The sequence below is a fragment of the Nocardioides alcanivorans genome (assembly GCF_021555175.1).
GTDB classification, from domain to species: Bacteria; Actinomycetota; Actinomycetes; order Propionibacteriales; family Nocardioidaceae; genus Nocardioides; species Nocardioides alcanivorans.
Map to the genome: position 1 here is coordinate 245,608 of NZ_JAKGRW010000019.1, position 25,549 is coordinate 271,156.

Below are 25,549 nucleotides of genomic sequence, written 5' to 3' on the forward strand. Positions count from 1 at the left end.
GTGGACAACCACCACCGGGGCTGCCGGGACGAGGTCTCGACAAGCTCGACCAACGGGGCGGGGTCGACAAGCTCGACCAACGGGGTGGGCGAGGCGAGGGGTCTCGACAAGCTCGACCTCCGAGATGGGCGGCGAGGTGGTCTCGACAGGCTCGACTCAACGAAATGGTCTCGACAGGCTCGACCTCCGGGGGTGGGCGGCGGGGTGGTCTCGACAAGCTCGACCAACGAACCGGTCCCGACAGGCTCGACCTCCGACGGGGCTCGGCGGGGGCGACGAGGGACGGGGGTGGAGGGGCTGGGCTGCCAACCAGAGAGTTCAATTCGGAGCACGAGCATGCGGGCACGTAGAATCAGTCGGCTCGTGATCACGGGCCGGCCCCGATCGAAAGCACCCGAATGACCGACCGCATCGCCCGTTCCGATCTCCGCAATGTCGCCATCGTGGCGCACGTCGACCACGGCAAGACGACGCTGGTCGACGCCATGCTGCACCAGGGCGGGGCCTTCACCGAACACCAGTCCGAAGGTGTGGCGGAGCGTGTGATGGACTCCGGCGACCTCGAGCGCGAGAAGGGCATCACCATTCTCGCGAAGAACACGGCCATCCACTACAACGGCCAGCACGCCCCCGAGGGCGGCATGACCATCAACATCATCGACACCCCCGGCCACGCCGACTTCGGTGGCGAGGTCGAGCGCGGTCTCTCGATGGTGGACGGCATCGTGCTGCTCGTCGACGCGTCCGAGGGTCCGCTCCCGCAGACCCGGTTCGTGCTGCGCAAGGCACTCAACGCCGGCAAGCCCGTCGTGCTCGTGATCAACAAGGTCGACCGTGGCGACGCCCGGATCGACGAGGTCACCGACGAGACCTACGAGCTCTTCATGGACCTTCTCGACGACTCGCACCGCGCCGACGCCCTCGACTTCCCGATCATCTATGCCTCGGGCAAGGCCGGCATCGCCTCGACGGAGAAGCCCAACAACGGCCAGCTTCCCGAGGGCACCAACCTCGAGCCGCTCTTCCAGACGATCCTCGAGACCATCCCCGCGCCGACGTACCTCCCCGACGCACCCCTGCAGGCCCACGTCACCAACCTTGACGCCTCCCCGTTCCTCGGCCGGCTCGCACTGGTGCGTGTGCACGAGGGCGAGCTCAACAAGGGCCAGCAGGTCGCGTGGATGAAGGCCGACGGCACCGTCAAGAACGTCAAGATCACCGAGCTCCTCGTCACCGAGGGCCTCGACCGCGTCCCCGGCCAGAAGGCAGGCCCCGGAGACATCGTCGCGATCGCCGGCATCCCCGAGATCATGATCGGCGAGACCCTGGCCGACCCGGAGAACCCGGTTGCGCTGCCGCTCATCCAGATCGACGAGCCCGCCATCTCCATGACCATCGGCACCAACACCTCGCCGCTCGTCGGCCGGGTGAAGGGAGGAAAGGTCACTGCCCGTCTCGTCAAGGACCGCCTCGACGCCGAGCTCGTCGGCAACGTGAGCCTCCGGGTGCTCCCGACCGAACGTCCTGACGCCTGGGAGGTCCAGGGTCGTGGTGAGCTCGCGCTGGCCATCCTGGTCGAGCAGATGCGCCGTGAGGGCTTCGAGCTCACGGTCGGCAAGCCGCAGGTGGTCACCAAGGAGATCAACGGCAAGCTGCACGAGCCGATGGAGCGTCTGACCATCGACGCCCCCGAGGAATACCTCGGCTCGATCACCGAGCTCCTCGCACTGCGCAAGGGCCGGATGGAGTCGATGACCAACCACGGCACCGGCTGGGTCCGCATGGAGTTCGTCGTCCCCGCCCGCGGCCTCATCGGCTTCCGCACCGACTTCCTGACCGAGACCCGCGGCACCGGCATGGCCGCGCACGTCTTCGAGAGCTACGAGCCGTGGACAGGCGAGATCCGCTCGCGTGCCTCCGGCTCGCTGGTGGCCGACCGCGCCGGTGCGGCCACGGCGTACGCCATGACCTCGCTCCAGGAGCGCGGCGTGATGTTCGTGGACCCGACCACCGAGGTCTACGAGGGCATGATCGTCGGCGAGAACTCCCGCGCCGACGACATGGACGTCAACATCACCAAGGAGAAGGCGCAGACCAACATCCGGTCCGCGACGGCTGACAACTTCGAGAAGTTGATCCCGCCGAAGAAGCTGTCGCTGGAGCAGTGCCTCGAGTTCTGCCGCGACGACGAGTGCGTCGAGGTCACCCCCGACATGGTCCGCATCCGCAAGGTCATCCTCGACCAGAACGAGCGCGCCAAGATCGCCAGCCGCGCTCGCAAGGCCAACAAGGGCTGACCTGGCCCGAACGCCGAGAGCTCCAGCCACGCGTGCGTGGCTGGAGCTCTCGCATTTCAACGATTGGGTTCCAACAGGAACCGGCTCAGTCCAGGCCGAGGCACGCCCGCTCGAACCTGCGGGTCTCCGCGCGGACCTCCTGGTCCTCCGGAGTGGCACCGCTGAACGTCCCGTGCGGCATCGCCTCGAAGACGTGCAACTCAGCGGCAACCCCGGCGCGACGCAGCGCTCGATGCATCCGCACCGTGTTGGACAGCAACAGGTCCCGGGTGCCGCTCTGCAGGAAGGTCGGCGGGAAGTCAGTGAGATCGCCGAAGAGCGGGGACAGGTGGGGATGCGTGAGCTCCCTACCTGCGGCGTACACGAGGTTGATGTCCATCGCCGAGCCGAGGAAGTCGATGCCGGCATTGGTGCGGAACGTGTCGCCGGACTCGGTGAGGTCCACCTCCGGCGTCAGCAGCACCAGGCCTGCCGGCATGGCCAGACCTTCATCCTTGGCCCTCAGGAGTACCGCCGCCGCCAGGTTGCCTCCCGCGGAGGCCCCACTCACCACCACGTTCGCGGCACCGTACTGCTCGACGGCTTGGCGATAGAGGGCGAAGCAGTCATCGAGCGCGGCCGGGAACGGGTGCCGCGGGGGCATCCGGTAGTCGGGCGACCAGGTCACCCCGGACGAGCGGCGGCAGCCGCGGCCGCTGATTTCCAGGCGAGTTCCCCCGCGCCAAGGATGAGCGCACCGCCATGGATGTCGAGGAAGACAGTGTTCTCCGACTCGACGTCCTTGGGCTCCAGCACCCAGGTCGCCGTGCCTCCGATCTCCCGGAGCTCATACGAGAAGGTGCCCTCGGCGGGCATCGACAGCTCGAAGAAGTGGTGCATCGCCGCATCGGTGGCAGCGATGCGCTGCTCCCAACCCGCCAGGTCCTCCGACGCCGGCCAGCTGCTCGACATCGACGAGAACCCGCCGGCCGCCTTCAGATAGGCGCGCGCCTCTGCGCTGATGCCGTCCGGCGCGTCAGGCCGAACCCGCGCCGCGGTGCTGCTCGGAGTCTCATGGGGCAAGGTGTCGCTCAACGTGGGTCTCCGGAATCACAGGGGGCGTCGCGGATCGCCAACGTAGCGTCCGCAGTGACGCACGCCACACCACGATCCTGTTCAGTGGTGCCACTCCGGAACGACTCGGACGGCGGCGCCGGCGACAGCCGTGTGGGCCACAGTGCGTGCCGCCCGAGGAGCCGGATCAAGGTCGGCACCAACAGCGGTCGCACCACGAAGGTGTCGAGCAGGATGCCGATGGCCATCGCCAGACCGAACTGGAAGAGCTCGCGGATCGGCTGGGTCATCAGCACCCCGAACGTTCCGGCAAGGATCACCCCCGCTGACGAGATCACCCCACCGGTCCGCACGATCGAGGATCGCAGCGCGTCGACCGGTTCGGCGTGCCTCAGCTCCTGACGGAACCGAGTCATCATGAAGATCGTGTAGTCGACCCCCAGCGCGACCAGGAAGACCAGGACGTAGACGGCCACCCGGTTGCCGAAGCCGGAGTCGCCGCCCAGGCCCATCGCCAAGAAGGCGGTCAGCCCCATCGCGGCGACGTACGACAGCAGCAGGGTGAGGACCAGATAGACCGGGGCGAGCACCGAACGCAGCACCAGGCCGAGGATCAGCGCGACGGCCGCCAGCATCAGCAGGCCCACCACGACGAGGTCGCGCTCGAGTGCCGATCGGGTGTCGGCAGCCTTCGACGTCTCGCCTCCGATGAGTACGTCGGCCCGCACGCCCGCGTCCCGGGTGGCGGCCTCCACGGCCCGGCGCAGGTCCGGTACGGCGTCCAACGCCCGCGAGCCGTAGGGGTTGACGTCGAGCACTGCATCGACCGACAACGTCCGCGCGCCCGCAGCGGTGCGGACTGCCCCGGTGGACGCGACCCGCTCGTGCCCGGCCACACCGTCCACCACTGCCCTGACCTGCTCGTCGCTCAGCGGGTCGTGGGCGTGCACCAGGACCTGAGAGGGCGCGACGGTACCCGGCCCGAAGGATGCGGCGAGCGCCGTCCGGCCCGATGCCGACTCGGTGTCGATGCGAAACCCGTCGACGAGGTCGAACGACTGCTGGCTCCCGACGAGACCGGTGCCGAGCAACGCGAGTCCGGCGAGCCCCACCGCAAGCACCCGTCGCGGGCGCTCCACCACCAGGTCGGCGACGCGTGCCCAGGCTCGTCCCTCACCCGGCCTGCTCGCACCTCGCGGCCAGAGTGCGAAGCGGCCGAGCAGGACGAGCAGCGCCGGGGTCAGTGTGAAGGCCACGACGGCCATCGACACCACACCGACAGCGAGATATGGACCGAAAGCGTGCAGCGTGGGGCTGACCGCCGCAAGCAACGCCAGCACCGCGGCCACGATGGTCGAGACGCTCGCCAGGAGCGCGCCGTACACACCACGCATCGCGGCCGCGACCGCGACGGTGGGATCGGGGTGCGCAGCGAGCGCCTCGCGGTAGCGCGAGAAGATGATCAGGGCATAGTCGGTGCCCACCCCGAAGAGCAGGACCGTCATCACCGAGGCCGTCTGTCCGCTGATCTCGATCCAGCCAGCATCGGCGAGCAGGGCACCGACCCCTTCCGCCACCCGCATCGCGAAGCCGACGCCGATCAGGGAGACGGCGACCAGTCCCGGCGAACGGTAGATCGCTCCCAGGAGCACGATGACCAGGCCGATCGTGCCGAACAGCAGCACCTTGTCGCTGCCGCTGAACACCTTCACCGCATCGACGCTGATGCCGGCCGGCCCGGTCAGGTCGACCTCGACACCGGGTCCGACCGCATCGGCTTCACGGTCGGCAAGCTCGCGCAGCCGTGTCACGGCATCGCGGAAGCCGTCCTCACCGGGGCTGCCCGACATCTGCACGACCACCATCTCGGCCCGACCGTCGTCCGCCACGAAGCCCTCCGCACCCATACCGGCCTCGGCGCGTTGCACGGCGGCGACGTGCGGCAGCTCGGCCGCCTCGATGGCCGAGGTGACCCGTTCCACTGCCTCATGAGTGGTGGTCGCGGCCCCAGAACGGAAGACGAGCACCGCCGGCGGGGCCCCGTCGCCGCCGAACGCGTCGCGCGCCAGCGCCTCGGCCTGCATCGACATCGAGTCGCTCGGCGGATTGTCGTCGTCGGTCCCCTTGACGGCGTCGAGGCTCGGCGCGAGGGAGGTGAGGATCCCGACCGTCAGCACCCACAGCGCGAGCACCAGCCAAGCAGTACGGCGAGACAGTCGGGTGGGCACGGAGAAGTTCATGCTTGCGAGTCAACGGCACTGCGTCCCGCCGGACATCGCACGAAGGTTCGCAGTCGTGCCCAACTTTCGATGGAGGGTCCTCACCCGCTCGGCAGCAGACCGCGCTCCCTGGCCCGTGCCACGGCGGCGGTCCGGGAGCGCACCCCAGCTTGCTGAAGACCTGCACGAGGTGCGACTTGACCGTCGCCTCACTCAGGAAGAGCGACCGGGCGACCTCGCGGTTCGACTGACCGGTGGCCACCGCCTCGAGGACCTCCTGCTCCCGCGCGGTGAGGGTCGGCCCGGTCCGACGCATCCGGTCGAAGAGCTTGGTCGCCACTGCCGGCGAAAGCACCGTCTCACCACGGGCGGCCGAGCTCACCGCCGCCCACAACTGTTCGGGGGAGCGTCCTTGAGCAGGTAGCCACTCGCACCTGCCTCCACCGCGTGGAGGATCTCGCTGTCGTTGTCGTAGTTCGTCACGACCAGCACGTACGGCGCCGCCTGGCGTGCCCGGATGATGCGGGTCGCATCGACGCCGGTCCTGGTGTCACCGGCGAAACGCAGGTCCATGAGAACCAGGTCCGGGCTGAGCGAGTCGCTCAGCGTGATGACCTCATCGACCGAGGCCGCCTCGCCGACGACGGTCATCTGATCGGCCCGCTGCGCCAGCAGGGCACGCAGGCCAGCCCGCACGATGGCATGGTCGTCGGCGACCACGAGCCGGATCACGACACCACCGCCGCGACGACGGGGAGTGACACCGACAACGCCGTGTGGCCCGGCTCCGACTCGATGACGAAGGTGCCGCCCAGCTCCGCGACCCTGGCACGGACCGTCTCCAGCCCGAACGTCGGCACGGTGGCATCGGTCAGCACCTCGGGGTCGAACCCGACTCCGTCGTCCACCACGTCAAGACGGACCAGGGCGTCGCCGTACCCGAGCGTGACCACGGCCCGCGCACCCCGGCCGGCGTGTCGTTCGACGTTGGACAGCGCGCCCTGCGTGATCCGGACGATCGCAGCCTCAACGGCCATCGGCAACGCGTACGGCTCGCCGTCGACCTGGCAGCGCACGGAGGCGACGGAGCGCTCGCAGACCCGGTGCACCGCCTGGGTGAGGGATGCCCCGGACAGGTCTGCCGGAGCGAGTTCCGCCACCAGGCGTCGGGCCTCGAGGAGTCCCGTCGCTGCGGTGTCACGGGCGAGCGCGACCTTCTGCGCGGCCGATTCGCTCAGCCCCTCGGCCTCCGCGGCGTGGAGCAACAGCTTGATGCTGCTCAATCCCTGGGCCACGGTGTCGTGGATCTCGCGGGCCAGCCGTTGACGCTCCGCCTCCTGACCGGCGGTCCGCTCACGCTCGGCGAGTTCGGCTCGCGTCCGTTGCAGTTCGCGGATCAACTCCTGCTGCACGGCCGTGGCCTCGAAGAGCATCCGGAATCCCAGACCGATCAGCGTCGTGAGACCGGCGCCGAGCACCGGAGCCACCATGTCGGTGGCGTGCCAACCTGACCGCACTGCACCGATCACCACGTCGAGGCCGGCGACGGTCGCGACAGCCGCCAGCGCACGGGCGAAGGGAAGCTCGGTCAGGAAGACCAGGAACAGGCCCACCGACGCGTACGCCGCATCGGCGCCGACCGAGGCGAGCGCGGCCCACGAAGCGCACATCCCGAGCAGCAGCAGTCGGCGGACGAGCAAACGGTCGGCGGCGATCCGCAGCACATGCAGCGCGACGAAGACGGCGACGATCCCGGCAATGGGTCCCACATGGGGCTCTCGCTGCAGCAGCGCCCGCAGCAGGACGACCATGGCCAGAGCGCCGACGAGCACGTCGAGCCCCCAGCGGAGACGCGCGGCGTTCGGTTGCGGCACCTGGAAACTCACGCGGCCGAGTGTAGGCCCGCTCGACGCGTGGCCCCGGGCGGATCGGGTACGGACTGGTGCCGGGGCCGACGCGCCCCTGTGCTCCACCTGACAGACAATGGAAGGGAACTCCCGTGGCTCGCAAGATCCCGCTGGACAAGATCCAAGACGCCGCCGTTCGTACGCTGGAGGTCGCCCTGACCACGGCCAAGTCAGCGATCCACCTTGCCAAGGGCGCCGTCGCCTCGTTGCTCGCGGCGCGCGCCACCGCTCCGTCGGCCACCGAAGACACTGACGCCGACGACACCAAGTCGACCCCCACGGACCCGGCTGCGGGCCCGTCGACTCCGGAGCCGGTCAACGTGGTCGAGGAACTCGGCCTGGACCCGGCGCCGTTCGACAAGCCGAAGCCGAACACGACGATCGACGCCGCGGCCGATCCGAGCGCCGTTGACGCCACGCCGGCCGACGTGGCCCGGGCAGTGTCCGGGAAGGGCGACACCACGCCGACGGAATGACCGCCCCGCGGCCAGCGCGGGCCATCACTCCCCGGCAACGCCCTGCCTGAGGGTCAGCAAGTGGGTGCGAGTCAGCGCGCCCGCTCGCTCCGACGCGTGGTCGGCGATCGCCTGAAGGATCTGTTCGTGGATCGCTTGGTCCTCGTCACCACCGTGCTCACCGTTCAGGCGGAGCATGTCGGCCATGGCCGTCATGCTCCGCGGCGCGAGGCTGTCGAAGAGTTCAAGAAGGATCGTGTTGTGCGCGGCGACCACGATGCTGCGGTGGAAGGCCGTGTCGGACGCAACCAACTCGTCGACGGCCCCGCGCTGGGCCGAACGCGCGGCCGCAGCCCTGCGCATGGCCCGCAGCTCCGCCGTCGTACGCCGCCCCGCAGCCAGGACTGCCGCCTCCACCTCGATCGCGATCCGGGCCTCGAGCACTGAGGCGATGTCCGCCCGCCGCAGCACGGTGTCGAGTCGTTCCGGATCCTCGAGTGCCGCGACGAAGACGCCAGCCCCCTGACGTGTGGTGAGCACGCCACGTCCTGCCAGTTGGCGGATCGCCTCCCGGATCGTCGATCGACCCACCCCGAGCTGGGGCGCGAGCGTCGTCTCACCGGGAAGTTTGGCGCCGATCCCCCACTCACCCGCGCGGATGCGCTCCATGAGCAGCTCTGCTGCCTGATCGGCGAGCGGCGCGCGGCGGACCTGTGTCATGGGTCCATCCTGACCCATCGACCGAATTGTCTACTTGTCTGAGCAGTGAGGTACGGTGTGGCACATGCGGATCAACGACCTCCTCCTTCCCTGCCACGGCGGGTCCTGACGGACCGGCAGCCCGTCGTGGAGAGCTCCCCACCGGTCGCCGCCCCTCAGCATCCGAGTTCAAGGACCTCTCCGTGACCACCTCCCCCTTCACCACCATCTCCGCTCCCGCCGGCCCGGTTCCGGTCGATGCCCCGGCCTGGAATCGCCAACGCACCTCCCAGATGCCTTCACACCGCTATCGCGACGTCCACTCCCGCGTCGAGGTCCCCGTCACTGAGCGCATCTGGCCGACGCAGACCCTGACCAGCGCCCCGTTGTGGGTCCCGGTCGACCTCCGCGACGGAAACCAGGCCCTGGCGGAACCCATGGACCCAGCCCGCAAACGCCGATTCTTCGAGTTGCTGGTCGCGATGGGCTACAAGGAGATCGAGGTGGGCTACCCCTCGGCGTCGCAGACCGACTACGACTTCGTGCGACTGCTCGCCGAAACAGGCCTCGCCCCCGACGACGTGACGATCGCGGTCTTCACTCCCGCCAGGCGCGACCTCATCGAACGCACCGTGGAGTCCATCCGAGGCCTCCGCAACGAGGTCGTCATCCACATGTACACCGCCACTGCTCCCACCTGGCGCGACCTGGTCCTGGGACATGACCGTGACTCGCTGAAGGCGCTGATCATGGCCGGCGGGTGCGACGTCTTGGCGTTCGCCGGCGACCTCCCCAACGTGCGCTTCGAGTTCTCCCCGAAGTGTTCAACCTGACCGAGCCCGACTACGTGCTCGAGGTCTGCGATGCCATCACCACGTTGTGGGACGCCACGACGGAGCGTCCGGTGATCATCAACCTGCCGGCGACCGTCGAGGTGGCCACCCCCAACGTGTACGCCGACCAGATCGAGCACATGCACCGCAACCTGGCCAGGCGGGAGGCAGTCATCCTCTCCGTCCACCCGCACAACGATCGCGGCACTGGTGTCGCCTGCGCCGAGCTCGCCGTCCTGGCGGGCGCCCAGCGCGTCGAGGGCTGCATCTTCGGAAACGGCGAACGCACCGGCAACGTCGACATCGCCACGCTGGCACTCAACCTGCACGCCCAGGGCATCGACCCGATGATCGACTTCTCCGACATCGACGAGATCCGCCGCACCGTGGAGCACTGCAATCGCATCGACACCCACCCGCGGCACCCGTACGTCGGCGCCCTGGTGCACACCGCATTCAGCGGCACGCACCAGGACGCGATCAAGAAGGGCCTCGCCGAACACCGGACCCGAGCCACGAGCGAACGGCTCCCGGAGCACGAGCTCGCATGGCGGGTGCCCTACCTGCCGATCGACCCTGCCGACCTGGGCCGGAGCTACGAGGCGGTCATCCGGGTCAACTCCCAATCAGGAAAGGGAGGCATGGCCTATCTGCTGGAGACCGAGTTCGGGATCGAACTCCCCGCCGCCTCCAGATCGACTTCGCACAGCAGGTTCAGCGCCACACCGACACCACCGGCTCCGAGGTGACGGCCGCCGAGCTCCTGACGATCTTCGAGCGCTGCTACCTGGAGCCAGCGGGCGCAATGGCGATCATCGCGCTCGGCTCGACACAGCTGGACGGGGTCGCCCGGACCGACCTGCGGATCCGGATCGACGGGGTCGAGCACAGCGCTGAGCACCACGGCATCGGTCCGGTCGAAGCGTTGACGAGGCTGCTCGGCGAGCACGGTCGCCCCGTCGACATCATCTCGCTGCACCAGACCTCACTTCGCGCCGGCAACGACAGCGAAGCGCTCACGCTCGTCGAGCACCGCGACCGCGCCGGGAGGATCCGCTGGGCGGCGGGCCGGGATCGATCCGTGCTCACCGCCACGGTGCATGCCGTGGCGCGCTGCGCCGCCACCTGAGCTCGGGTGGATCCGGGCTGAGCGCGATCAGGTGGTGGACCACACCGCGAGCCCGTTCCCGGCAGGGTCGGCGAAGTGGAATCGTCGCCCTCCCGGGAACGCATAGGGCTCCTGGGTGATCTGCCCGCCTGCCGCTCGCACCTGGGTGAGGGTGGTGTCGAGGTCATCGGCGTAGAGGATGACCAGCGGCCCTCCCGCTCCCGGGGACGCGTGCGGGTTGAGGCCACCCACCTCGCCGTCGCCGTCGGGACCCTGGATGCCTGCGTAGTCGTCACCGTAGGCGTTGAAGGCCCAGCCGAACGCACTGGCGTAGAAGCCCTTCGCCTCAGCGAGGTCGGGAGCAGCGATCTCCACGTAGTTGATCGTGTGGTTTCTGGCCATGAGCCGATGGTAGGCCAGCGTGGCGGTCCACCGGCGGCGTGGAACGCCGAGCGGCCCCTGCCGGGCGCAGAAAAATGCTGTCGCCCCGGCCTCGGTTTCGGTAGCGTGCCAGGAGTGTTCAAAGCACTCGGCCGCATCGTGTCCCACCGTCCTTGGTACGTGATCGCTGCGTGGGTGGTGGTCGCCGTCGTGATCGCGATGACCGCTCCCGGGCTCAAGACCACGACCGACCAGTCGGAGTTCCTTCCCTCGCACTATGAGTCGATCCGCGCCATGGAGGCGCAGGCCGACCACTTCCCCGAGGTCAGTACGCCGGCAGCGATCATCGTGTTCCAACGCTCGGACGGTGAGAACCTGACCGACGACGACACGGCCGAGGTCGCCCGGATCGGCGAGGAGCTCGGTCCGAAGCTGGCCGCGCGCACCTTCATGCAGGAGGTGATCACCGTCTCGGCCGGCGGCGAACCCAACCTCTCCGAGGACGGTTCGACGATGATCGGGGTCGTGGGCCTGGCCGACGGCGCCACCGGCTACGACGTCGCTGCGTTCGACGACGCAAAGGACCTGCGCAAGGATCTGGCCGAGCTCGTCGACGGCACCGACCTGACCGCGCAGACCACCGGCAACGTGCCTCAGGGACTCGACTCCCAGGAGTCGGGAGACAAGGCCCTGGCGATCGTGGGGATCGCGACCATCGTGCTGATCGTGGTGCTCTTGGCACTCATCTTCCGCAGCGTCATCATCTGCCTGATGCCGATCCTCGTGGTGGCCGTCGTGGCCTCCGTGGCAACAGGCCTGATCGGGTTCGCCAACGAGGTCTTCGGACTCCAGGCTGATTCCTCGATCGAGGTCATCCTCCTGGTGGTGCTCTACGGCATCGGTACCGACTACATCCTCTTCTTCCTCTTCCGCTATCGCGAACGCATGCGGCAGGGCGCCGAGAGTCGCGGGGCCGTCGCCTACGCGATGGAGCGTGCCGGAGAGGCCATCGCCTCGGCCGGTGGCGCGGTGATCGTCGCGTTCCTGGCCATGCTGCTCAGCTCCCTCAGCATCTTCCGCGCGATCGGCCCGGCACTTGCCATCGCCGTCGCGGTGACCATGATCGCCGTCCTCACGCTGGTGCCGGCTGTGATCACCCTGCTCGGACGGGCCCTCTTCTGGCCGTCCAAGAACTGGCGTCGCGAGCCCGAGGGCGCTCGCTTCGCGAAGGTCGGCGACGCTCTCGGCCGGCGCCCTGCGGTCTTCGCGGGCGTCTCCGGAGTGCTCATGGCGGTCGTGGCCGGTTTCGCCCTGGGCTTCAACCCCTCGTTCGACTTCAACTCGAGCCTGCCCGACGACGCTGAGTCGACGGAGGCCCTCCACACCTTCCAGGACCACTTCGCAGCCGGTGCCGCCGAACCCGCACCCGTCGTGCTCGTCTCCGACGAAGGAGAGCTCGACGAGTCATCCTTCCCGGCCTTCCAGGAGGCCCTCGAGGCCGCCGAAGGCGTCAGTCAGGTCTATCCGGGCCAGGTCTCGGCGGACGGCGCAGCTGCCCAGTTCATGGTGGTGCTCGAGCACGACCCCGTCTCGGACGCGGCCCTCAACGACGTCAAGGGGCCCATCCGCAGCGCTGCCCACTCGGCCGCACCCGACGGCACGGAGGCCCTCGTGGGCGGCACCGCGTCGGTCTTCGCCGACATGCAGAAGGCGCTGGCCCGCGACTACTCGGTGGTGTTCCCGGCTGCTGGCCTGGTGATCCTGCTGATCCTGGCCGTGCTGCTGCGCAGCCTCGTCGCCCCGTGGTACCTGATGTTCGCCGTCGGGCTGGGGTTCGCCGCCACCCTCGGTGCGACAGTGATCTTCTTCCAGCACATCCAGGGCGAGTCCGGGCTCATCTTCTTGTTGCCGATCTACATCTATCTCTTCGTGACGGCGCTCGGCACCGACTACAACATCTTGATGATCGCGCGCCTACGAGAAGAGGCCCGCGAGGGCCGCGTGCCGCGAGATGCCGCCGCCGAGGCCGTCAAGCATGCGGGGCCGACCATCGCCGCAGCAGGCGTGATCCTGGCGGGCACGTTCGGTTCGCTGATGCTGGCCGGCAACTCCATGCTGGTGTCGATGGGCTTCGCACTGTCCGTGGGCATCGGCATCGCGGCCTTCGTGATGGCGATGTTCTTCACGCCGGCGCTGACGGCGCTGATCGGTCACGCGGCCTGGTGGCCGGGGCACGGCGACGAGAAGTCCCCCGATCCGGAGCCCGAGGCATCGGCTTCCTGAGTCAGCTTGCGGGAGCGGCCCCGCGCAAGCTGCCCAGGAAGTCATCGACGTCATCGACGGCGTACCCGGACCGGAACCGGACCAGCGTGAAGTGCGCCGTGTCGAGCAGCGCAGACACGTCGCCCCCGGTCGTGCAGGCTCTGCCCACCCGATCGAGGAAGTCATCGACCTCGCCCATGTCGTAGCCGTTGCTCAACCGCGTCGGCCTGAACCGTGCTCGGTCGATCAGCTCGGCGATCGTCGCGCCCCTCGCGTCCTCTGCGGTCATGGCCCGATGCTCTCAGGCCGGGCCGCGCGACGCCGTACGTCCGTCTCCGAACCGGCCGTCCCGTGCATCCAGGGCGGCGGTCACCTGCTCGCCCGCGGCCGCCATGAATGCCCCGAAGGCGCCGGTCGTCGAGGCCAACGCACTGGTCTCGGTGCCTGCGCGCACGGCTGCGTGCATGCCCATCGCCTGCATCGCTCGGTGCACGGTGCGCTTGTTGAGCTCGACGATCTCCGGCGGCAGATCGGCGATCCGCGCTGCGATCCGCAGCGTCTCCTCCTCGAGCCGGTCCACCGGGAAGGCACGATTCGCATAGCCTGCCGCCACGGCTTCGACGCCGCTCATGGCGTCGCCGGTCAACACCGCCTCCATCGCTCGCCGCGGTCCCATCAGCCACGGATGGAACTGCAGATCGGGTACGCCGAAGCGCACTGCCGGGTATCCGATCCTCGCGTCCTGCGCGACGTAGGCGAGGTCGCAGCAGGCAACGAGCTCGCTGCCGCCGGCGAGGCAGTTGCCGTGCACCTGCGCAATGACCGGCACCGACAACTCGGACAGTGAGAGCCAACCCTCGACCACCTCTCGTTGGAATCGGCCCGGCCCACCGCCCGCGTCGGCATACTTGTCGTCCGGCGGGGGTGCCAGGTCGTAGCCGGCACAGAAGTCCTTGCCCGCGCCGCGGAGCACCACCACGTGCACGTCCGGGTCGGCGTCGGCAGCAGCAACGGCCGCCAACAGCTGACGACGGAGCGGACCGTGCATCGCATTGCGCTTCTCGGGGCGTGACAACGTCAGTCGCCGTACTCGTGGGACGGGATTGTCGACGGTCACGAACAGGGACTCGCGCGGGTCTCCAGCGTTGTTCATGGCACTCAGCATCGCCCCGTCCGGAGCCCGCACGTCCGTTGCTCCCGCCAGCCGGTCCCGGCACCAGTCGCAGGGCGGCCGGCGGACATTGGCCCTGTTCGCGGAATCTCTGAGCACCATCGCCTTCGTCGGCCCGTGCTGGTTGAATGCATGACGTGATGCACGCGTGACAGCCCCGGCCCCGGCGATGACGACTCCCCCGAGAGCAGGACCGATCGGAGGAGCAGCCCGACGACCATCGTGGTCGTGCTCTCGCTGTGCGGCATCGTGGTCTCGCTGCAGCAGACACTCCTGCTCCCGCTACTTCCCGAGCTCCCGAACCTGCTCGACACGTCTGCTGACACCGCCTCCTGGCTGGTCACCGCCACTCTGCTCGCGGGCGCCGTCTCCACCCCGACCATCTCCCGGCTCGCCGACATGTTCGGCAAGCGCCGGATGATGGTGGTGGCCCTGGCGATCTCGCTGGCCGGCTCCCTTCTCGGTTCCTTCAGCGAGTTCGTCCCGCTGCTCATCGCTGCCCGGGCCCTGCAGGGAGTCGGGCTCTCGCTGGTGCCGGTGGCCATCGCCATCATGCGCGACGAACTGCCGCGCGAACGGGTTCCACTCGGCGTCGCGATCATGAGCGCCACGCTGGCCGTCGGGGCCGGCATCGGCCTGCCACTCTCCGGACTCATCTCCAACCACCTCGACTGGCACGCCATCTTCTGGCTCACCGCGCTGGTGGCCGCTGCGCTCCTGGTCTTGGCACTCACCACGCTTCCCGAATCCCCCGTCCGCACACGAGGCACCTTCGACATACGCGGTGCCGTCCTCCTCTCGGCGTCGCTCACCGCGTTGCTGCTCTCCGTCTCCAAGGGCGCGCAGTGGGGGTGGACCTCGACCACGACCCTCGGCCTCGCCGCAGCAGGGGTGGCGGTGCTCGCGGTGTGGATCCCGCTCGAGCTCCGCACCCCCAGCCCGTTGGTCGACATCCGGGTCGCCGGTCGCAGGCCGGTGATGCTGGTCAACCTCGTGTCGGTCTTCGCCGGCTTCGCGATGTTCACCAACATGCTGGTGACCACCCAGTTCCTCCAGGCTCCTGAGGCGACCGGCTACGGCCTCGGCCTCGACGTGCTGGAGACCGGTTGGTGGATGGTGCCCAACGCGGCCGCCTTCGGCATCATGGCCCCGGTCTCGGCGTGGATGACCAAACGCTGGACCGCACAGATCACCTTGCTCATCGGCACCTCGATGATGGCGGTGACCTATGGCGCTCGAGTGTTCTTCAGCAACGACCTTGCCCAGGTGGTGCTCGGCTCGGTGGTGGTGGGCGTCGGCACGGCATTGGCCTACGGCGCCCTCCCGACGCTCATCATGCGCGCGGTACCGGTCACGGAAACCGCCTCGGCCAACGGCCTCAACGTATTGCTGCGCTCGATCGGCACCTCCACCGCCAGCGCCGCCACGGCCGCGATCACCACCGCATCCGTGATGGCCGTGGGTGACCACCTGGTGCCGACCGAGGACGCGTTGTCGCTGTCGCTGTGGTTGGCTGCGGCAGCTTCCCTCGCAGCCGCAGCGATCTCGGTGCCGACGCTGCGGATGCGCGCCTACTCCGAGGACTGGGACCGCTCGGGCACCGAGCGGATGGGCGCCGAGGCCAGGGTCGTCAGCGGCAAGGTCGTCTCCTTCGCCGGCAACCCGATCAAGACAGCAGTCGTCACGGTCCTGACGCCCGAAGGAGAGGCCGTGGACTTCGGCCAGGCAGACTCCGAGGGACGCTTCAACGCCGCGATTCCACGCCCCGGCGACTACTTGGTCATCACGGCCGCCGAGGGCTGGCAACCGCGCTCGCGCATCATGGAGCTCGACGACAAGCGGCCGTTGCCGGCGATCGTGCTGCACGAGCGGTTCACCTTGACCGGCGTCATCACCGATGCCCACGACGCGCCAGTGGTCGACGCCCTGGTCGTGCTCACCCGCAACACGGGCGAGTTCGTGCGCAGCATCCGCACCGACCATGAGGGCCGCTATCTCATCCCTCGCCCCAGCAACGGTCGCTACGTGCTCACCGTCTCCGCTCCGGGTGGCGAGATGGGCGCCCGGCCGGTGACCGTCTGGGAGGCCGCCCGCAGCGTCGACCTGAAGTTGGGTACGCCGCTGGCTCGCCCCGACGATCCCGACCAGCGCGACCCAGCCGAGCGCTGAGCCGCCGGGACTCCCACCTGCCGTGCTCGTCCGAGCATGGGTTCATGTTGGCTGCCGGTCGTGAGTGACGGCGACGTCCCACCCACCAGACGATGGGCAGCAACGAGAACGTGGGGCCGACGCTCGGTGCGTCGACCCCACGTTGCTGCCGGAAACGTCAGTTCTTCAACTTCTTCGCAGTGACCACGACGTTCTGCGCGTAGTGGAAGCCACCACCTGCCGTCGTGACCCGGCCCGAGCAGCTGATGAGGACCAGGCGGTGTGCCCCGGTGGTGCGGAACAAACGCTGGGGCAGTCGCTGCTTCCGAGAGAACTTCTTCACCGCGCCGACCTTGTAACGGACGGTCTTGCCGCCTTCCTTGACCGTGATGATCTGGCCCCGCTTGACGGCGGAGAGTCGCCAGAGTGCGCCCGGCCGGTCCCGCCTGTCCGACACGTGGCCGGCAAGGACGGTCGTACCGATCAGGTCACCCACGCCCGCGGACCTGTCCAACTGTCCGATGGTCGCGACGTTGCCCGGAACCAGCATCTTGCCCTTCTTCATCGCGACGGTCGATGCCGAGGCGCGTACCCCGATCCCGGGGATGGCGACAGTTGTGGTCCGTGCCCGGGCAGAGACATCTCCTGCCGAGCTGAAACCGGTGTCCACGACTGGCGACTTGTAGGTCGGCTTGCGGACGAGTGTCGTCTCCGCCTTCAACCCACAGGCATGCGACGCGGCGAGGTTTCGACTGTCCGCCGTGGTCTTCGCCACCCAGGTGTAGAAACCCGTCCGGGTGACCTTCACCTTGGGCGTCTTGACGACACCGTTCCTCGGCTTGAACTTCACCGTCTTCACGGCCTTGGCCGGGGTGCAGGTCATGTCGGAGCGCTTGGCGAAGGGACCGTAGAGGGTGGCCGTACCGGTGGCACCGTGGCCGGGGACGAACCCGGAGAGCTTCACCTTGTCGAACAACCGGGTTCCGGGCTTGACCTGCTTCTTGGACGTCTGGGTGGTCAGCTTCGGCTGGGTCCGGACCACGGGCGTCACCGGCTCGTCCTCGACCGTCACCGTCTGCGCAGCATCATCGATGTCCTTGTGCTCAGCCACCGGCGTCCCCGAGGTGTCCGTACCCACGAACAACTCCTCGAACGCCACCAACACCCGACCCGCAAAACCAGCCGGCACCACGAACGACACATCAACCGAACCATCCGCCGTCGCCGGCGTGAACGTCACCGAAGCAGTGATCCCCGTCGACGACCCATCAGCCTTGTCCATCAACTCACCAACAAGGGTGTACTCCGTCCCCGGCACCAGGTTCTGGAAAGCCACCGTGTCCACCACCGTGCCACCGTTCCAACCCAACACCCGGTCACCATCAGCACTGTCGACCAACGACGTACCGATCACCGGATCGGGCGTGCCCGGCGCAGCGGCCCACTGAACGGAGGCATCGTCGGTGGTCCTCTTCGTGGACGGCGCCACCAGGATGATCGACTGCGCGTGATTGGCGGCCGTAGGAGTGCCACCCACGCTCGTCGGAACCGAGATGACCGTGCCGGTCGCACTGGAGCCTTCCGCCGAGACCGTGACCGTCGCCGAGCCAGCGACCGTGGACCCACGAAGGTCGAGGTACAACTCCTGACCGTCAACCACCGCGTCGGGATCGATCGCATCGCCAGCTGCGTCGACCAACGCAGTTGCCGGAGCGACGCTGACAGTCGCGGTCGGCTGGTTCGTGCTCACCACGAACGGACCGACCAGGGAGTCAGCGGTCTGCGGCGCCGCGGGAGCAGTCACCGAGGCCGTGACCTCGAAGTCGTCCAGGCTCAGCCCCGGGTTGGCGTTCGCACCGTTGACGAGATACCAGTACGCCGCCTCCGAATCCGCGGTCTCGAAGTTCCACGTTGCGTCCCAGGTGAGATCGGTGTAGCGCCAGATCGCGTACTGGGTTGCCTCGATCGCGTCGTTCTGGGAGATCCCCGGCACGCCGGAAGCGGCGCCGAAGTCCGCCAGGCTCAGCGCGGGGTAGCTGTGCGCCAGCACCCAGAGGACCTTGCCCTGCACAGCAGGATCGCTGAAGTGGTTGTTGCCCAGGTAGCTGGCGAAGTCTCCGGCGTGGGCATCGGTGTTGGTCTTGGCCGACACGTCGTGCTCGATGCAGTACGCCCAGTAGTCCGGCGCTCCCGGATTGCCGGGATCGGCCGGCTGGGTCTCGTGGATCGGGAACAGCCTGGTGCCGCCGTAGCCCTGTGTGTTGCCTCCGATCCAGACCGCGTCGCCCGGATCCACGTCCGCGTGGGCAACCACGACCATCGCTGGCATCAGGAGCGCCACCACGCAGGAGAACGCGGTGATCACCCACCCTCGGGCTGAGAGCAGCCCCTTGTTCATCACCTTCGCCACCAGAACCCCACCTTTCGTCGACTGAACGGCGAGGCAGACGGGAAGCCGGTTCAGGTTCCCGTCCGAACGTCCCCCACGGACGTGCGCGTCGCCCTCGACGTCGCCAGAAAGGTAACGGCGGCGCCGCCCGTCTGGGCCGGCCTTGGTCCGCCAACAGTCGAAAATGACCCCCACTCGGGGGTCACGCTCCCGGGTTCGGCGTCAGCATCGGCGGCGAGCCGCTACGCCCCGATCAGCGCAGGTCGGAGTGCAGCTCCGCGGCCTTGACGATGCGCCCCAACCGCTGCGTGGACTCAGGAGACTCGGCAAGCCATCGAATCACGACGCCGGCGGCGTCGGGAGGCGTGGTGGCGAAGCCCTTCTCCTCGATCTCCTTGGTGCCGCCACGCGCCGCCCCCGACTCGGTGACCACGAAGCCGGGGTCGACGTTGAAGGCTCGGATCCCAGCGCCGACGTACTCAGCGTTGATGGAGCCGGCCACGCGCCCGAACGCTGCCTTCGCCCCCGCGTAGGCCAGGCTCCAGCCTCCCTCACCCGGAGGCGCGGGCGGATCGTTCTGCGCGGAGCCGGAGACGATGTTGACGACGGTGCCGTGGCCGGCCGCGACCATGCTCGGCAACAGCGCCTGGATGAAGGCGACCTGGTGCACGTGGTTGGCCAGCATGCTCTGCACGAGCGTCTCCGGTGCTGTCTCCATGAAGCGCGCGTGCGCCAGATGGTGGACCGCGTTGTTCACCACCAGTTCGACACCGCCCCACGAGGCCAACACACTCTCGGCCGCGCCTTGCACACTCGCCAGGTCATTGAGGTCCATCGAGATCGCGAGTGCACGACCGCCGTGCGCCTCGATCCCGGCGACGGTGCTCGCAAGACTGCCCGGGACGGCGATCGCCCTGTCCCCCTCCGCCTGCGTCCGCGGCGGCACCCTGCCCTCGCCCTCGTTCACGGTGCGACCGGTGATGGCCACGTCCCAACCGGCTGCCGCCAGCGTCAGGGCGGTGGCACGGCCGATCCCACGACTGGCTCCGGTGACCACCGCTCGGCGGGGCTGCGTTGCGTCCATGGGCCCGACGGTAGTGACCCCAGCGCATGCCGAGCATGACGGATCCCGCAGGACGGGTCAGACGCCCTCGCGCTCGTGGAAGCCGGCATGCTCGAAGGGCTCTCCGCGGCGCATCTTCTCGAGGCCCTCGGGGTGCTTTCGTCGCAGGTGGTCGATCGCCTTGCGGCGATAGCGCAGGATCTGGAAGACGCCGAAGGCCCAGAAGATGTATTGAGTCGCCATCGCGAGCTTGAAGTCGGCCAGCTCGTACGTCGCCCCACCACCGCCGCTGGAGAGGTCGAGGACCCAGCCGATCGACCACATCGCGAGCAACGAGGCGATGAAGCCACCGATGTTGACCAGGCCGTTGGCACGCCCCATGGCCTCGGGCAGGGTGAAGGTACGGGCGAGGTCGAAACCGACCATCGACGCTGGCCCGCCCGTGGCGGTGACGACTGCGACCACGACCAGCATCCACACCGGCGCCCGCCCCGGCCAGAGCAGCACGACCGCCCAGACACTGGCGATCATGATCACGACGATCACCACGAGCCACGAGCGGTGGAGGGGAACATCGTCGTGAGCTTGGCCAGTACCAGGCCCGAGACGATCACCCAAGCAGTCATCGCCATGAGGATCGAGCTCGCCACGCCGGGCGACAGCCCCTCCCCGGAGACGAGGAACGGATAGCCCCACAGCATGGTGAAGGTGGTCATCGAGAACTGCGCCGTGAAGTGCGACCACATGCCCAGCCGGGTGCCGGGGTTGCCCCAGATCACCCGTACCGAGCGCAGCAGCACGAGCATCTTCACCTTGGCGGTGGACTCGTCGCGGTAGGGCGAGTTCTTGACGAAGACCAGCACCAGGATCAGCAGGAAGAACCCGAGCGAGGACGCACCTGCAAAGGACTTGGTCCAACCGAAGTGCTGCAACGCGAAGGTCAGCGGCGCCGCGGCCGCAATGGCACCGAGCTGGCCCACCTGGCCAGTGAGCTGCACGAGGAAGGGCGCCTGCTTCACCAGGAACCACGCGGCGACCAGGCGCAGCACGCTCGTGAAGACGACGGCGTCGCCGGCGCCCAACAGCACTCGGGCGCCCAGCGCCGCCGGATAGTTGTCGGCGAACGCGAAGGCGAACTGCCCCGCCGTCATCAAGATCGTGCCGGCGATGAGCATCGCCCGCGGACCGAAGCGATCCAGCAGGATCCCATTGGGGATCTGCATGCCGGCGTACACCAGCAGCTGGAGCACCGTGAAGCTCGCGAGCTCGGAGGCACTGATGTCGAAGCGCTCGGTGGCGATCAGTCCCGCCACGCCGAGGGAGCTGCGGTGGAAGACGCCGAGGACGTAGACGGAGATGGCGACGAGCCAGATCACCCAGGCTCGTCGCCGACCGATGTCATGCACCTGCACCACCACCAGCACATGATCTCAGGTGCGCACCCTTCCTGCCGCTTTCTCGCGGGAGGAGACGAGCAGAGCGAGCACGATGGCCGCCACGATGCCGATCAGTGGCGGAACCCCGATCTCGAAGCGGTCCGACGACCACGCCAGCGCGCTCGCCACGACATAGACGCCCAGATTGCCCACGTGCAGCGCCGGCAGTTGGGCATCCTCGGGCATGCCGTTGCGCCACCGAGCGATCCAGTCCCCGATGATCACGCCTCCCAGGGGCGGGATGAAGATGCCGAGCAGCACCAGGTAGTCGACGAGGTGTTCGTGCACACCGACCAGGGCAAGGACCGTGCCGATGACCGAACCCCCGACGACGAAGGGGATCTTGGTGGGCCGCTCGAAGAGCTCGGCCCCGGCCACACCGAAGGCGTAGGCGGTGTCGGCGTTGCTCTTCCAGAGGTTGCCGAAGAGCAGGAAGAGGCCCCACCCGACCAGGCCGAGTTCGTAGAGCACGAGGACGAAGTCGCCCTCACCGAAGGTGATCGCCCCGATGGCTCCGAAGAAGATCATGAGGCCGTTGCCGATCAGGAAGCCCAGCACGCTGGCGAGCACGGCATCGCGACCGGAGCGGGAGAACCGGGTCCAGTTGGGCGCCTGTGTGCCGGCCGAGACGAAGGTGCCCACCACGGTGGTGACGGCGACGGCGATCGACATCTGCGCGGTCGGCTCGGCGTCGAAGAGGCCCGACCATCCGCCGACCTCGTCGAGTGAGCGCTGCACCACCCAGAGCGCCAGGATCAAGATGAGCGGCGTCGAGACGAGCGAAACCCAGTACATGCCGCGGTAGCCGTAGCACGCGGTGAGGCACATCAGCACGCTCGTCGCGATCATGACGGACGCTTCCGCGCCCCACGAGTTCCAGTCCAGGGCCTGCGCGGTGAGCGCTCCGATGGTGCCGATGATGACGCCGTACCACCCGATCTGGGTGCCGCCCAGGAGGATCGAGGCCAGCTTCGATCCCTTGGTGCCCAGCGTGTAGCGGGCCATCACCACGGTGGTCAGCCCCGTACGGGCACCGATGTAGCCCAGCAGCGCGACGTACCCACCGAGGATCGTCGAGCCGAGAAGGATCACCCACAGCAGGTCGCCGAAGGCGAAGGCGGTGCCCAGTGAGGCGCCGGCCAGCATGGTCGGGGTGAAGATGGTGAAGCCGACCAGCACGACGCACATCGAGAAGAACGACTTGCGAGCGTGCCGCGGCACCGGCGTCACGGGGTAGTCGGGGTCGATGACCCCGGCGTTCACGTCCTGCGTCATGCCTCCTCCCCGATGTCCTCGGCCCACATCTCGGGCCGTTCCCGGAGCATCTGTGCCATCAACGCCTTGCACTCGTCGTCACCGACGACGTCGACCTGGACGCCACGGGAGCGGAGCCACTCCTCGGAGGCCTGGAAGGTCTCGTTCTCACCGACCACGATGCGGGGGATGTCGTAGAGAACCGCAGTGCCGGCGCACATGAAGCAGGGCGACAAGGTGGTGTAGAGCACGCTCTCCCGATAGATGCGTGCCGGCTGACGTCCCGCGTTCTCGATGCAGTCGGTCTCGCCGTGCCGGATGGCACTGCCCATCTGGAACCGGCGGTTGCGACCGACCGCGAGCACCTCGCCGTCGTGCACCAGGGCAGCGCCGATCGGCACTCCCCCTCCGCCCATCCGGTCCGCGCTTGCTCGACGGCGAGCGCGAGGAAGGAGCGATCTGCGTCCGTGACCATGAGAAACCTCCTGAAGAAAATGAGATGCAGGTCACTCGACCAGATACGCTGCCGACGCAGAAGGGACACAACGTCCACTGCCGATCGCAATCTTTGAGACACAACGTCCAGCGAGGTGCCCATGCTGATCCCGCTCGAGGAGGTCTTGCGACTCCCCTCCTTCCGCTCGGCCGGGATCGAGGTGCTGAGCGGATCTCCGGACGCCACGGCCATCCGCTGGGTGCACTCGAGTGAGGTCTACGAGATGGGACACCTGCTGGCCGGGGGCGAGCTCCTGCTCACCACCGGCCTGGGGCTGCACGGACGCACCTCGGCCGAGCTCGCCGCCTACGTGCGCAGCCTCGCCGACGCCGGCTGCGCCGCACTGGCGATGGAGCTCGGGCGTTCGTTCTTCCGGATTCCCAGCGAGATGGTCGAGGAGTCGCAGCGCACCGGCATGGTGCTGCTGGCACTCACCTCCGTGGTTCCGTTCGAGAGGTTCGGCGAGGACTTCCACGAAGCGCTGCTCCATCGCAAGCTCAGCGCCGCCCGGCAGGGGGCGCCCGTGCTCCAGGAGTTCGTGGCCGAGGTGCTGGCCGGCACTGGCCTGCGTGCACTGCTCGACGCGATCTCACGTTCGGCCGGCTGCCAGGTCGAGTTCCACGACGAAGCCGGCCACCTGGTCGAACGCAGCCAGGCCCGATCAGGCTCCACCCGACACGTCACCACCGCGCCGGTGCAGGCCGGCGTACGACCACTGGGGCGCCTGGTGCTCCACGCCAAGGAGTCACCCCGGGTGCGTGCCGTCGCCGACCGTGGTGCCATCGCCATCGCCCTCGAACTCGGTCGGCACCGCGGCCCGGGCATGCTCCGTGACCCGGCCGGTTCCCTTCTGGCCGACCTGCTCTCCGGCGCACTCCGCTCGCACGGCGAGGTGCAGCGCCGACTCGAGGAGCTCGGCTGGTCGTGCAGCGAAGCCCGGCCCTTGCTCCCGATGGCGGTCGACCTGGACCCGCGCGTTCCCCTGGCCGAGGAGACGTCCGCCCTGACTTCCTCCGCCACCGAGGAGTACGGCGGCGCCCTGGTCAGCAGCGCGGGCGGCGACGGGATGCTGCTCGTCCGCGCCTCACCGGGCCTTCCGCGCACCCGCCGTACCGTCTCGGCGTGGCACGCGGCTGCGGCCCTTCGACTCGGACGTACGCCGCTGGTCGCCGTCTCCCCGAGCGTGACGGATCCGGGGAGGCTGGGAGCAGCGCTTCAGGAGACGAGAGCACTGCTGCGGGACGCGCGCAGCTCCGGCGTCCGCGCCCGGTTGGTGTGGCCACGCGACCTCTCCCTGCAGCAACTCCTGGGGGCGCTGCCCGACACCCGGCTCGACCGCTACGTGGCCGACCAACTCGGCGCGCTCGTGGAGCACGACCGACAGCACGCCACGACGCTGGTCCGGACCCTCGACGCCCTGCTCCGCGCCAGCGGGTCGAAGCAGGCAGCGGCTGGCGAGCTCGGCATCCGTCGCCAGACCCTCTATGCGCGGGTCGAGCGCTTGGAGTCCCTGTTGGGAGCGGATCTCACTGATCCGACACATCGCACGGGGCTGGCCGTGGCACTGGCCGCCTGGCGCGTTCGCACCGGCATCGACCCCTGAGGCGCTACCCACGAAGCAGTTCGGCCCGCCTCCTGGCGGGGAGGCGGGCCGAACAATCGTGTGGCAGATGAAGGATTCGAACCTTCGAAGGCGTAAGCCGACGGATTTACAGTCCGCTCCCATTGGCCGCTCGGGCAATCTGCCGCACACCACCCCCGGGTTGACCGGGCGTAGCAGGAAGAGAGAATAGCGCAGGCGGGCCGGCAGAGAAAACCGGCGTCGCCAGCAACCCCAGAAGACCGAACACCCGGCACCTGTCCCGGGCGGACCAGAGGAGCTCACATGGCCGACTCGTCGTTCGACATCGTCAGCAAGATCGACCGCCAGGAGGTCGACAACGCGCTCGGCCAGGCCGCTCGCGAGGTCGCCACCCGCTTCGACTTCAAGGGCACCGGCGCCAAGATCGAGTGGAAGGGCGAGGAGGTCATCGAGATCGAGGCGTCCGCCGATGACCGCGCCAACGCCGTGCTCGACGTCTTCAAGGGCAAACTCATCAAGCGCAATCTGAGCTTGAAGATCCTCGATGCCGGCGAGGTGCGTCAGTCCGGTCAGGTCTCCAAGATCACGATCTCCCTCAAGGAGGGCATCACCTCCGAGGACGCCAAGAAGATCTCCAAGCTGATCCGCGACGAAGGCCCCAAGGGCGTCAAGGCGCAGATCCAGGGCGACGAGCTCCGGGTCTCGTCCAAGAAGCGTGACGACCTCCAGGCCGTGCAGCAGCTGGTCAAGGAGCAGGACTACGACTTCGCCGTGCAGTTCACCAACTACCGGTGAA

General features: G+C 68.4%; 23 protein-coding genes, 1 tRNA gene and 1 pseudogene. 9 read left to right on the forward strand and 16 right to left on the reverse strand.

Features of this window, described 5'->3' with window-relative positions:
- Positions 1–398 precede the first annotated feature (398 nt).
- Entirely contained in the window at positions 399–2,297 is a 1,899-nt protein-coding gene (gene typA, locus L1066_RS11575; protein WP_235736469.1) for a translational GTPase TypA, read from the forward strand.
- An 85-nt stretch (positions 2,298–2,382) separates the two neighbouring features.
- Here the strand turns inward: typA and L1066_RS11580 are convergent, their stop codons facing one another.
- The 5 genes and pseudogenes from L1066_RS11580 to L1066_RS27675 form a co-directional block, all read right to left on the reverse strand.
- Positions 2,383–2,964, reverse strand: coding sequence for an alpha/beta hydrolase (locus L1066_RS11580; RefSeq protein WP_235736470.1), 582 nt, complete (start codon positions 2,962–2,964; stop codon positions 2,383–2,385).
- The gene (locus L1066_RS11585) at positions 2,961–3,371 is read right to left on the reverse strand and encodes a hypothetical protein (RefSeq protein ID WP_235736471.1); all 411 of its coding nucleotides are present in this window, start codon (positions 3,369–3,371) and stop codon (positions 2,961–2,963) included. The genes L1066_RS11580 and L1066_RS11585 overlap by 4 nt, the downstream gene beginning before the upstream one ends.
- Entirely contained in the window at positions 3,368–5,590 is a 2,223-nt protein-coding gene (locus tag L1066_RS11590; RefSeq protein WP_235736472.1) for an MMPL family transporter, read from the reverse strand. Before L1066_RS11590 ends, L1066_RS11585 begins: the two co-directional genes overlap by 4 nt.
- A gap of 80 nt (positions 5,591–5,670) precedes the next feature.
- Positions 5,671–6,301: pseudogene (locus L1066_RS11595) on the reverse strand (response regulator).
- Complete coding sequence (locus L1066_RS27675) at positions 6,298–7,455, reverse strand: sensor histidine kinase (RefSeq protein WP_235736473.1); 1,158 nt, start codon at positions 7,453–7,455, stop codon at positions 6,298–6,300. The pseudogene L1066_RS11595 and the gene L1066_RS27675 overlap by 4 nt, the downstream one beginning before the upstream one ends.
- A 113-nt stretch (positions 7,456–7,568) precedes the next feature.
- Between L1066_RS27675 and L1066_RS11605 the strand changes: the two genes are divergently transcribed.
- Positions 7,569–7,952, forward strand: a complete 384-nt coding sequence (locus L1066_RS11605) for a hypothetical protein (protein ID WP_235736474.1) — start codon at positions 7,569–7,571, stop codon at positions 7,950–7,952.
- A 24-nt stretch (positions 7,953–7,976) separates the two neighbouring features.
- On the opposite strand, the gene L1066_RS11610 is transcribed toward L1066_RS11605, so the two are convergent.
- Positions 7,977–8,651, reverse strand: coding sequence for a FadR/GntR family transcriptional regulator (locus L1066_RS11610; protein ID WP_235736475.1), 675 nt, complete (start codon positions 8,649–8,651; stop codon positions 7,977–7,979).
- Positions 8,652–8,833: 182 nt separating this feature from the next.
- On the opposite strand from L1066_RS11610, the gene L1066_RS27680 reads away from it, so the two are divergent.
- The 3 genes from L1066_RS27680 to L1066_RS11620 are packed head-to-tail and all read left to right on the forward strand — an operon-like array spanning position 8,834 to position 10,592.
- Positions 8,834–9,463: a hydroxymethylglutaryl-CoA lyase-like TIM-barrel protein gene (locus tag L1066_RS27680; protein WP_312007585.1), complete on the forward strand. Its 630-nt coding sequence runs from the start codon at positions 8,834–8,836 to the stop codon at positions 9,461–9,463.
- Complete coding sequence (locus tag L1066_RS11615) at positions 9,451–10,212, forward strand: hydroxymethylglutaryl-CoA lyase-like TIM-barrel protein (protein WP_312007587.1); 762 nt, start codon at positions 9,451–9,453, stop codon at positions 10,210–10,212. Before L1066_RS27680 ends, L1066_RS11615 begins: the two co-directional genes overlap by 13 nt.
- Positions 10,209–10,592: an alpha-isopropylmalate synthase regulatory domain-containing protein gene (locus L1066_RS11620; RefSeq protein ID WP_235736476.1), complete on the forward strand. Its 384-nt coding sequence runs from the start codon at positions 10,209–10,211 to the stop codon at positions 10,590–10,592. Before L1066_RS11615 ends, L1066_RS11620 begins: the two co-directional genes overlap by 4 nt.
- A 27-nt stretch (positions 10,593–10,619) precedes the next feature.
- Here the strand turns inward: L1066_RS11620 and L1066_RS11625 are convergent, their stop codons facing one another.
- Positions 10,620–10,973, reverse strand: a complete 354-nt coding sequence (locus tag L1066_RS11625) for a VOC family protein (protein WP_235736477.1) — start codon at positions 10,971–10,973, stop codon at positions 10,620–10,622.
- A gap of 114 nt (positions 10,974–11,087) precedes the next feature.
- Between L1066_RS11625 and L1066_RS11630 the strand changes: the two genes are divergently transcribed.
- Positions 11,088–13,235 (forward strand): MMPL family transporter, encoded by a 2,148-nt coding sequence (locus tag L1066_RS11630; RefSeq protein ID WP_235736478.1) that lies wholly within the window; start codon positions 11,088–11,090, stop codon positions 13,233–13,235.
- Between the two features lies 1 nt (position 13,236).
- On the opposite strand, the gene L1066_RS11635 is transcribed toward L1066_RS11630, so the two are convergent.
- Both L1066_RS11635 and L1066_RS11640 read right to left on the reverse strand, forming a co-directional pair.
- Positions 13,237–13,503, reverse strand: coding sequence for a DivIVA domain-containing protein (locus tag L1066_RS11635; RefSeq protein ID WP_235736479.1), 267 nt, complete (start codon positions 13,501–13,503; stop codon positions 13,237–13,239).
- A 12-nt stretch (positions 13,504–13,515) separates the two neighbouring features.
- Complete coding sequence (locus L1066_RS11640; RefSeq protein ID WP_235736480.1) at positions 13,516–14,367, reverse strand: enoyl-CoA hydratase-related protein; 852 nt, start codon at positions 14,365–14,367, stop codon at positions 13,516–13,518.
- Between the two features lie 246 nt (positions 14,368–14,613).
- On the opposite strand from L1066_RS11640, the gene L1066_RS11645 reads away from it, so the two are divergent.
- Positions 14,614–16,554 (forward strand): MFS transporter, encoded by a 1,941-nt coding sequence (locus L1066_RS11645; protein WP_235736481.1) that lies wholly within the window; start codon positions 14,614–14,616, stop codon positions 16,552–16,554.
- A gap of 157 nt (positions 16,555–16,711) precedes the next feature.
- Here L1066_RS11645 and L1066_RS11650 read toward each other — a convergent pair whose 3' ends face one another.
- The 6 genes from L1066_RS11650 to L1066_RS11675 form a co-directional block, all read right to left on the reverse strand.
- Positions 16,712–18,943: a VaFE repeat-containing surface-anchored protein gene (locus L1066_RS11650; protein WP_235736482.1), complete on the reverse strand. Its 2,232-nt coding sequence runs from the start codon at positions 18,941–18,943 to the stop codon at positions 16,712–16,714.
- Between the two features lie 232 nt (positions 18,944–19,175).
- On the reverse strand, positions 19,176–20,006 hold the full coding sequence (locus L1066_RS11655; RefSeq protein ID WP_235736483.1) for an SDR family NAD(P)-dependent oxidoreductase: 831 nt from the start codon (positions 20,004–20,006) through the stop codon (positions 19,176–19,178).
- Positions 20,007–20,063: 57 nt separating this feature from the next.
- A complete protein-coding gene (locus L1066_RS11660; protein WP_235736484.1) occupies positions 20,064–20,516 on the reverse strand; it encodes a hypothetical protein in 453 nt (150 codons plus the stop codon).
- A gap of 11 nt (positions 20,517–20,527) precedes the next feature.
- The gene (locus L1066_RS11665; protein WP_235736485.1) at positions 20,528–21,403 is read right to left on the reverse strand and encodes an MFS transporter; all 876 of its coding nucleotides are present in this window, start codon (positions 21,401–21,403) and stop codon (positions 20,528–20,530) included.
- Between the two features lie 12 nt (positions 21,404–21,415).
- Positions 21,416–22,696 (reverse strand): cytosine permease, encoded by a 1,281-nt coding sequence (codB, locus tag L1066_RS11670; RefSeq protein ID WP_235736486.1) that lies wholly within the window; start codon positions 22,694–22,696, stop codon positions 21,416–21,418.
- The gene (locus tag L1066_RS11675) at positions 22,693–23,076 is read right to left on the reverse strand and encodes a nucleoside deaminase (RefSeq protein ID WP_235736487.1); all 384 of its coding nucleotides are present in this window, start codon (positions 23,074–23,076) and stop codon (positions 22,693–22,695) included. The genes codB and L1066_RS11675 overlap by 4 nt, the downstream gene beginning before the upstream one ends.
- A gap of 195 nt (positions 23,077–23,271) precedes the next feature.
- Between L1066_RS11675 and L1066_RS11680 the strand changes: the two genes are divergently transcribed.
- Positions 23,272–24,774, forward strand: a complete 1,503-nt coding sequence (locus L1066_RS11680; RefSeq protein ID WP_235736488.1) for a helix-turn-helix domain-containing protein — start codon at positions 23,272–23,274, stop codon at positions 24,772–24,774.
- A gap of 61 nt (positions 24,775–24,835) precedes the next feature.
- Here the strand turns inward: L1066_RS11680 and L1066_RS11685 are convergent.
- Positions 24,836–24,918 (reverse strand) — tRNA-Tyr (locus L1066_RS11685).
- Positions 24,919–25,056: 138 nt separating this feature from the next.
- On the opposite strand from L1066_RS11685, the gene L1066_RS11690 reads away from it, so the two are divergent.
- Positions 25,057–25,548, forward strand: coding sequence for a YajQ family cyclic di-GMP-binding protein (locus tag L1066_RS11690; RefSeq protein WP_235736489.1), 492 nt, complete (start codon positions 25,057–25,059; stop codon positions 25,546–25,548).
- Position 25,549 lies beyond the last annotated feature (1 nt).

Bases quoted from the DNA above. Each gene is read 5' to 3' on its own strand.
- typA (WP_235736469.1), top strand. From the start codon at position 399: ATGACCGACCGCATCGCCCGTTCCGATCTCCGCAATGTCGCCATCGTG.
- L1066_RS11590 (WP_235736472.1), bottom strand. From the start codon at position 5,590: ATGAACTTCTCCGTGCCCACCCGACTGTCTCGCCGTACTGCTTGGCTG.
- L1066_RS11610 (WP_235736475.1), bottom strand. From the start codon at position 8,651: ATGACACAGGTCCGCCGCGCGCCGCTCGCCGATCAGGCAGCAGAGCTG.
- L1066_RS11625 (WP_235736477.1), bottom strand. From the start codon at position 10,973: ATGGCCAGAAACCACACGATCAACTACGTGGAGATCGCTGCTCCCGAC.
- L1066_RS11635 (WP_235736479.1), bottom strand. From the start codon at position 13,503: ATGACCGCAGAGGACGCGAGGGGCGCGACGATCGCCGAGCTGATCGAC.
- L1066_RS11640 (WP_235736480.1), bottom strand. From the start codon at position 14,367: ATGAACAACGCTGGAGACCCGCGCGAGTCCCTGTTCGTGACCGTCGAC.
- L1066_RS11655 (WP_235736483.1), bottom strand. From the start codon at position 20,006: ATGGACGCAACGCAGCCCCGCCGAGCGGTGGTCACCGGAGCCAGTCGT.
- L1066_RS11660 (WP_235736484.1), bottom strand. From the start codon at position 20,516: ATGATCGCCAGTGTCTGGGCGGTCGTGCTGCTCTGGCCGGGGCGGGCG.
- codB (WP_235736486.1), bottom strand. From the start codon at position 22,696: ATGACGCAGGACGTGAACGCCGGGGTCATCGACCCCGACTACCCCGTG.
- L1066_RS11680 (WP_235736488.1), top strand. From the start codon at position 23,272: ATGCTGATCCCGCTCGAGGAGGTCTTGCGACTCCCCTCCTTCCGCTCG.
- L1066_RS11690 (WP_235736489.1), top strand. From the start codon at position 25,057: ATGGCCGACTCGTCGTTCGACATCGTCAGCAAGATCGACCGCCAGGAG.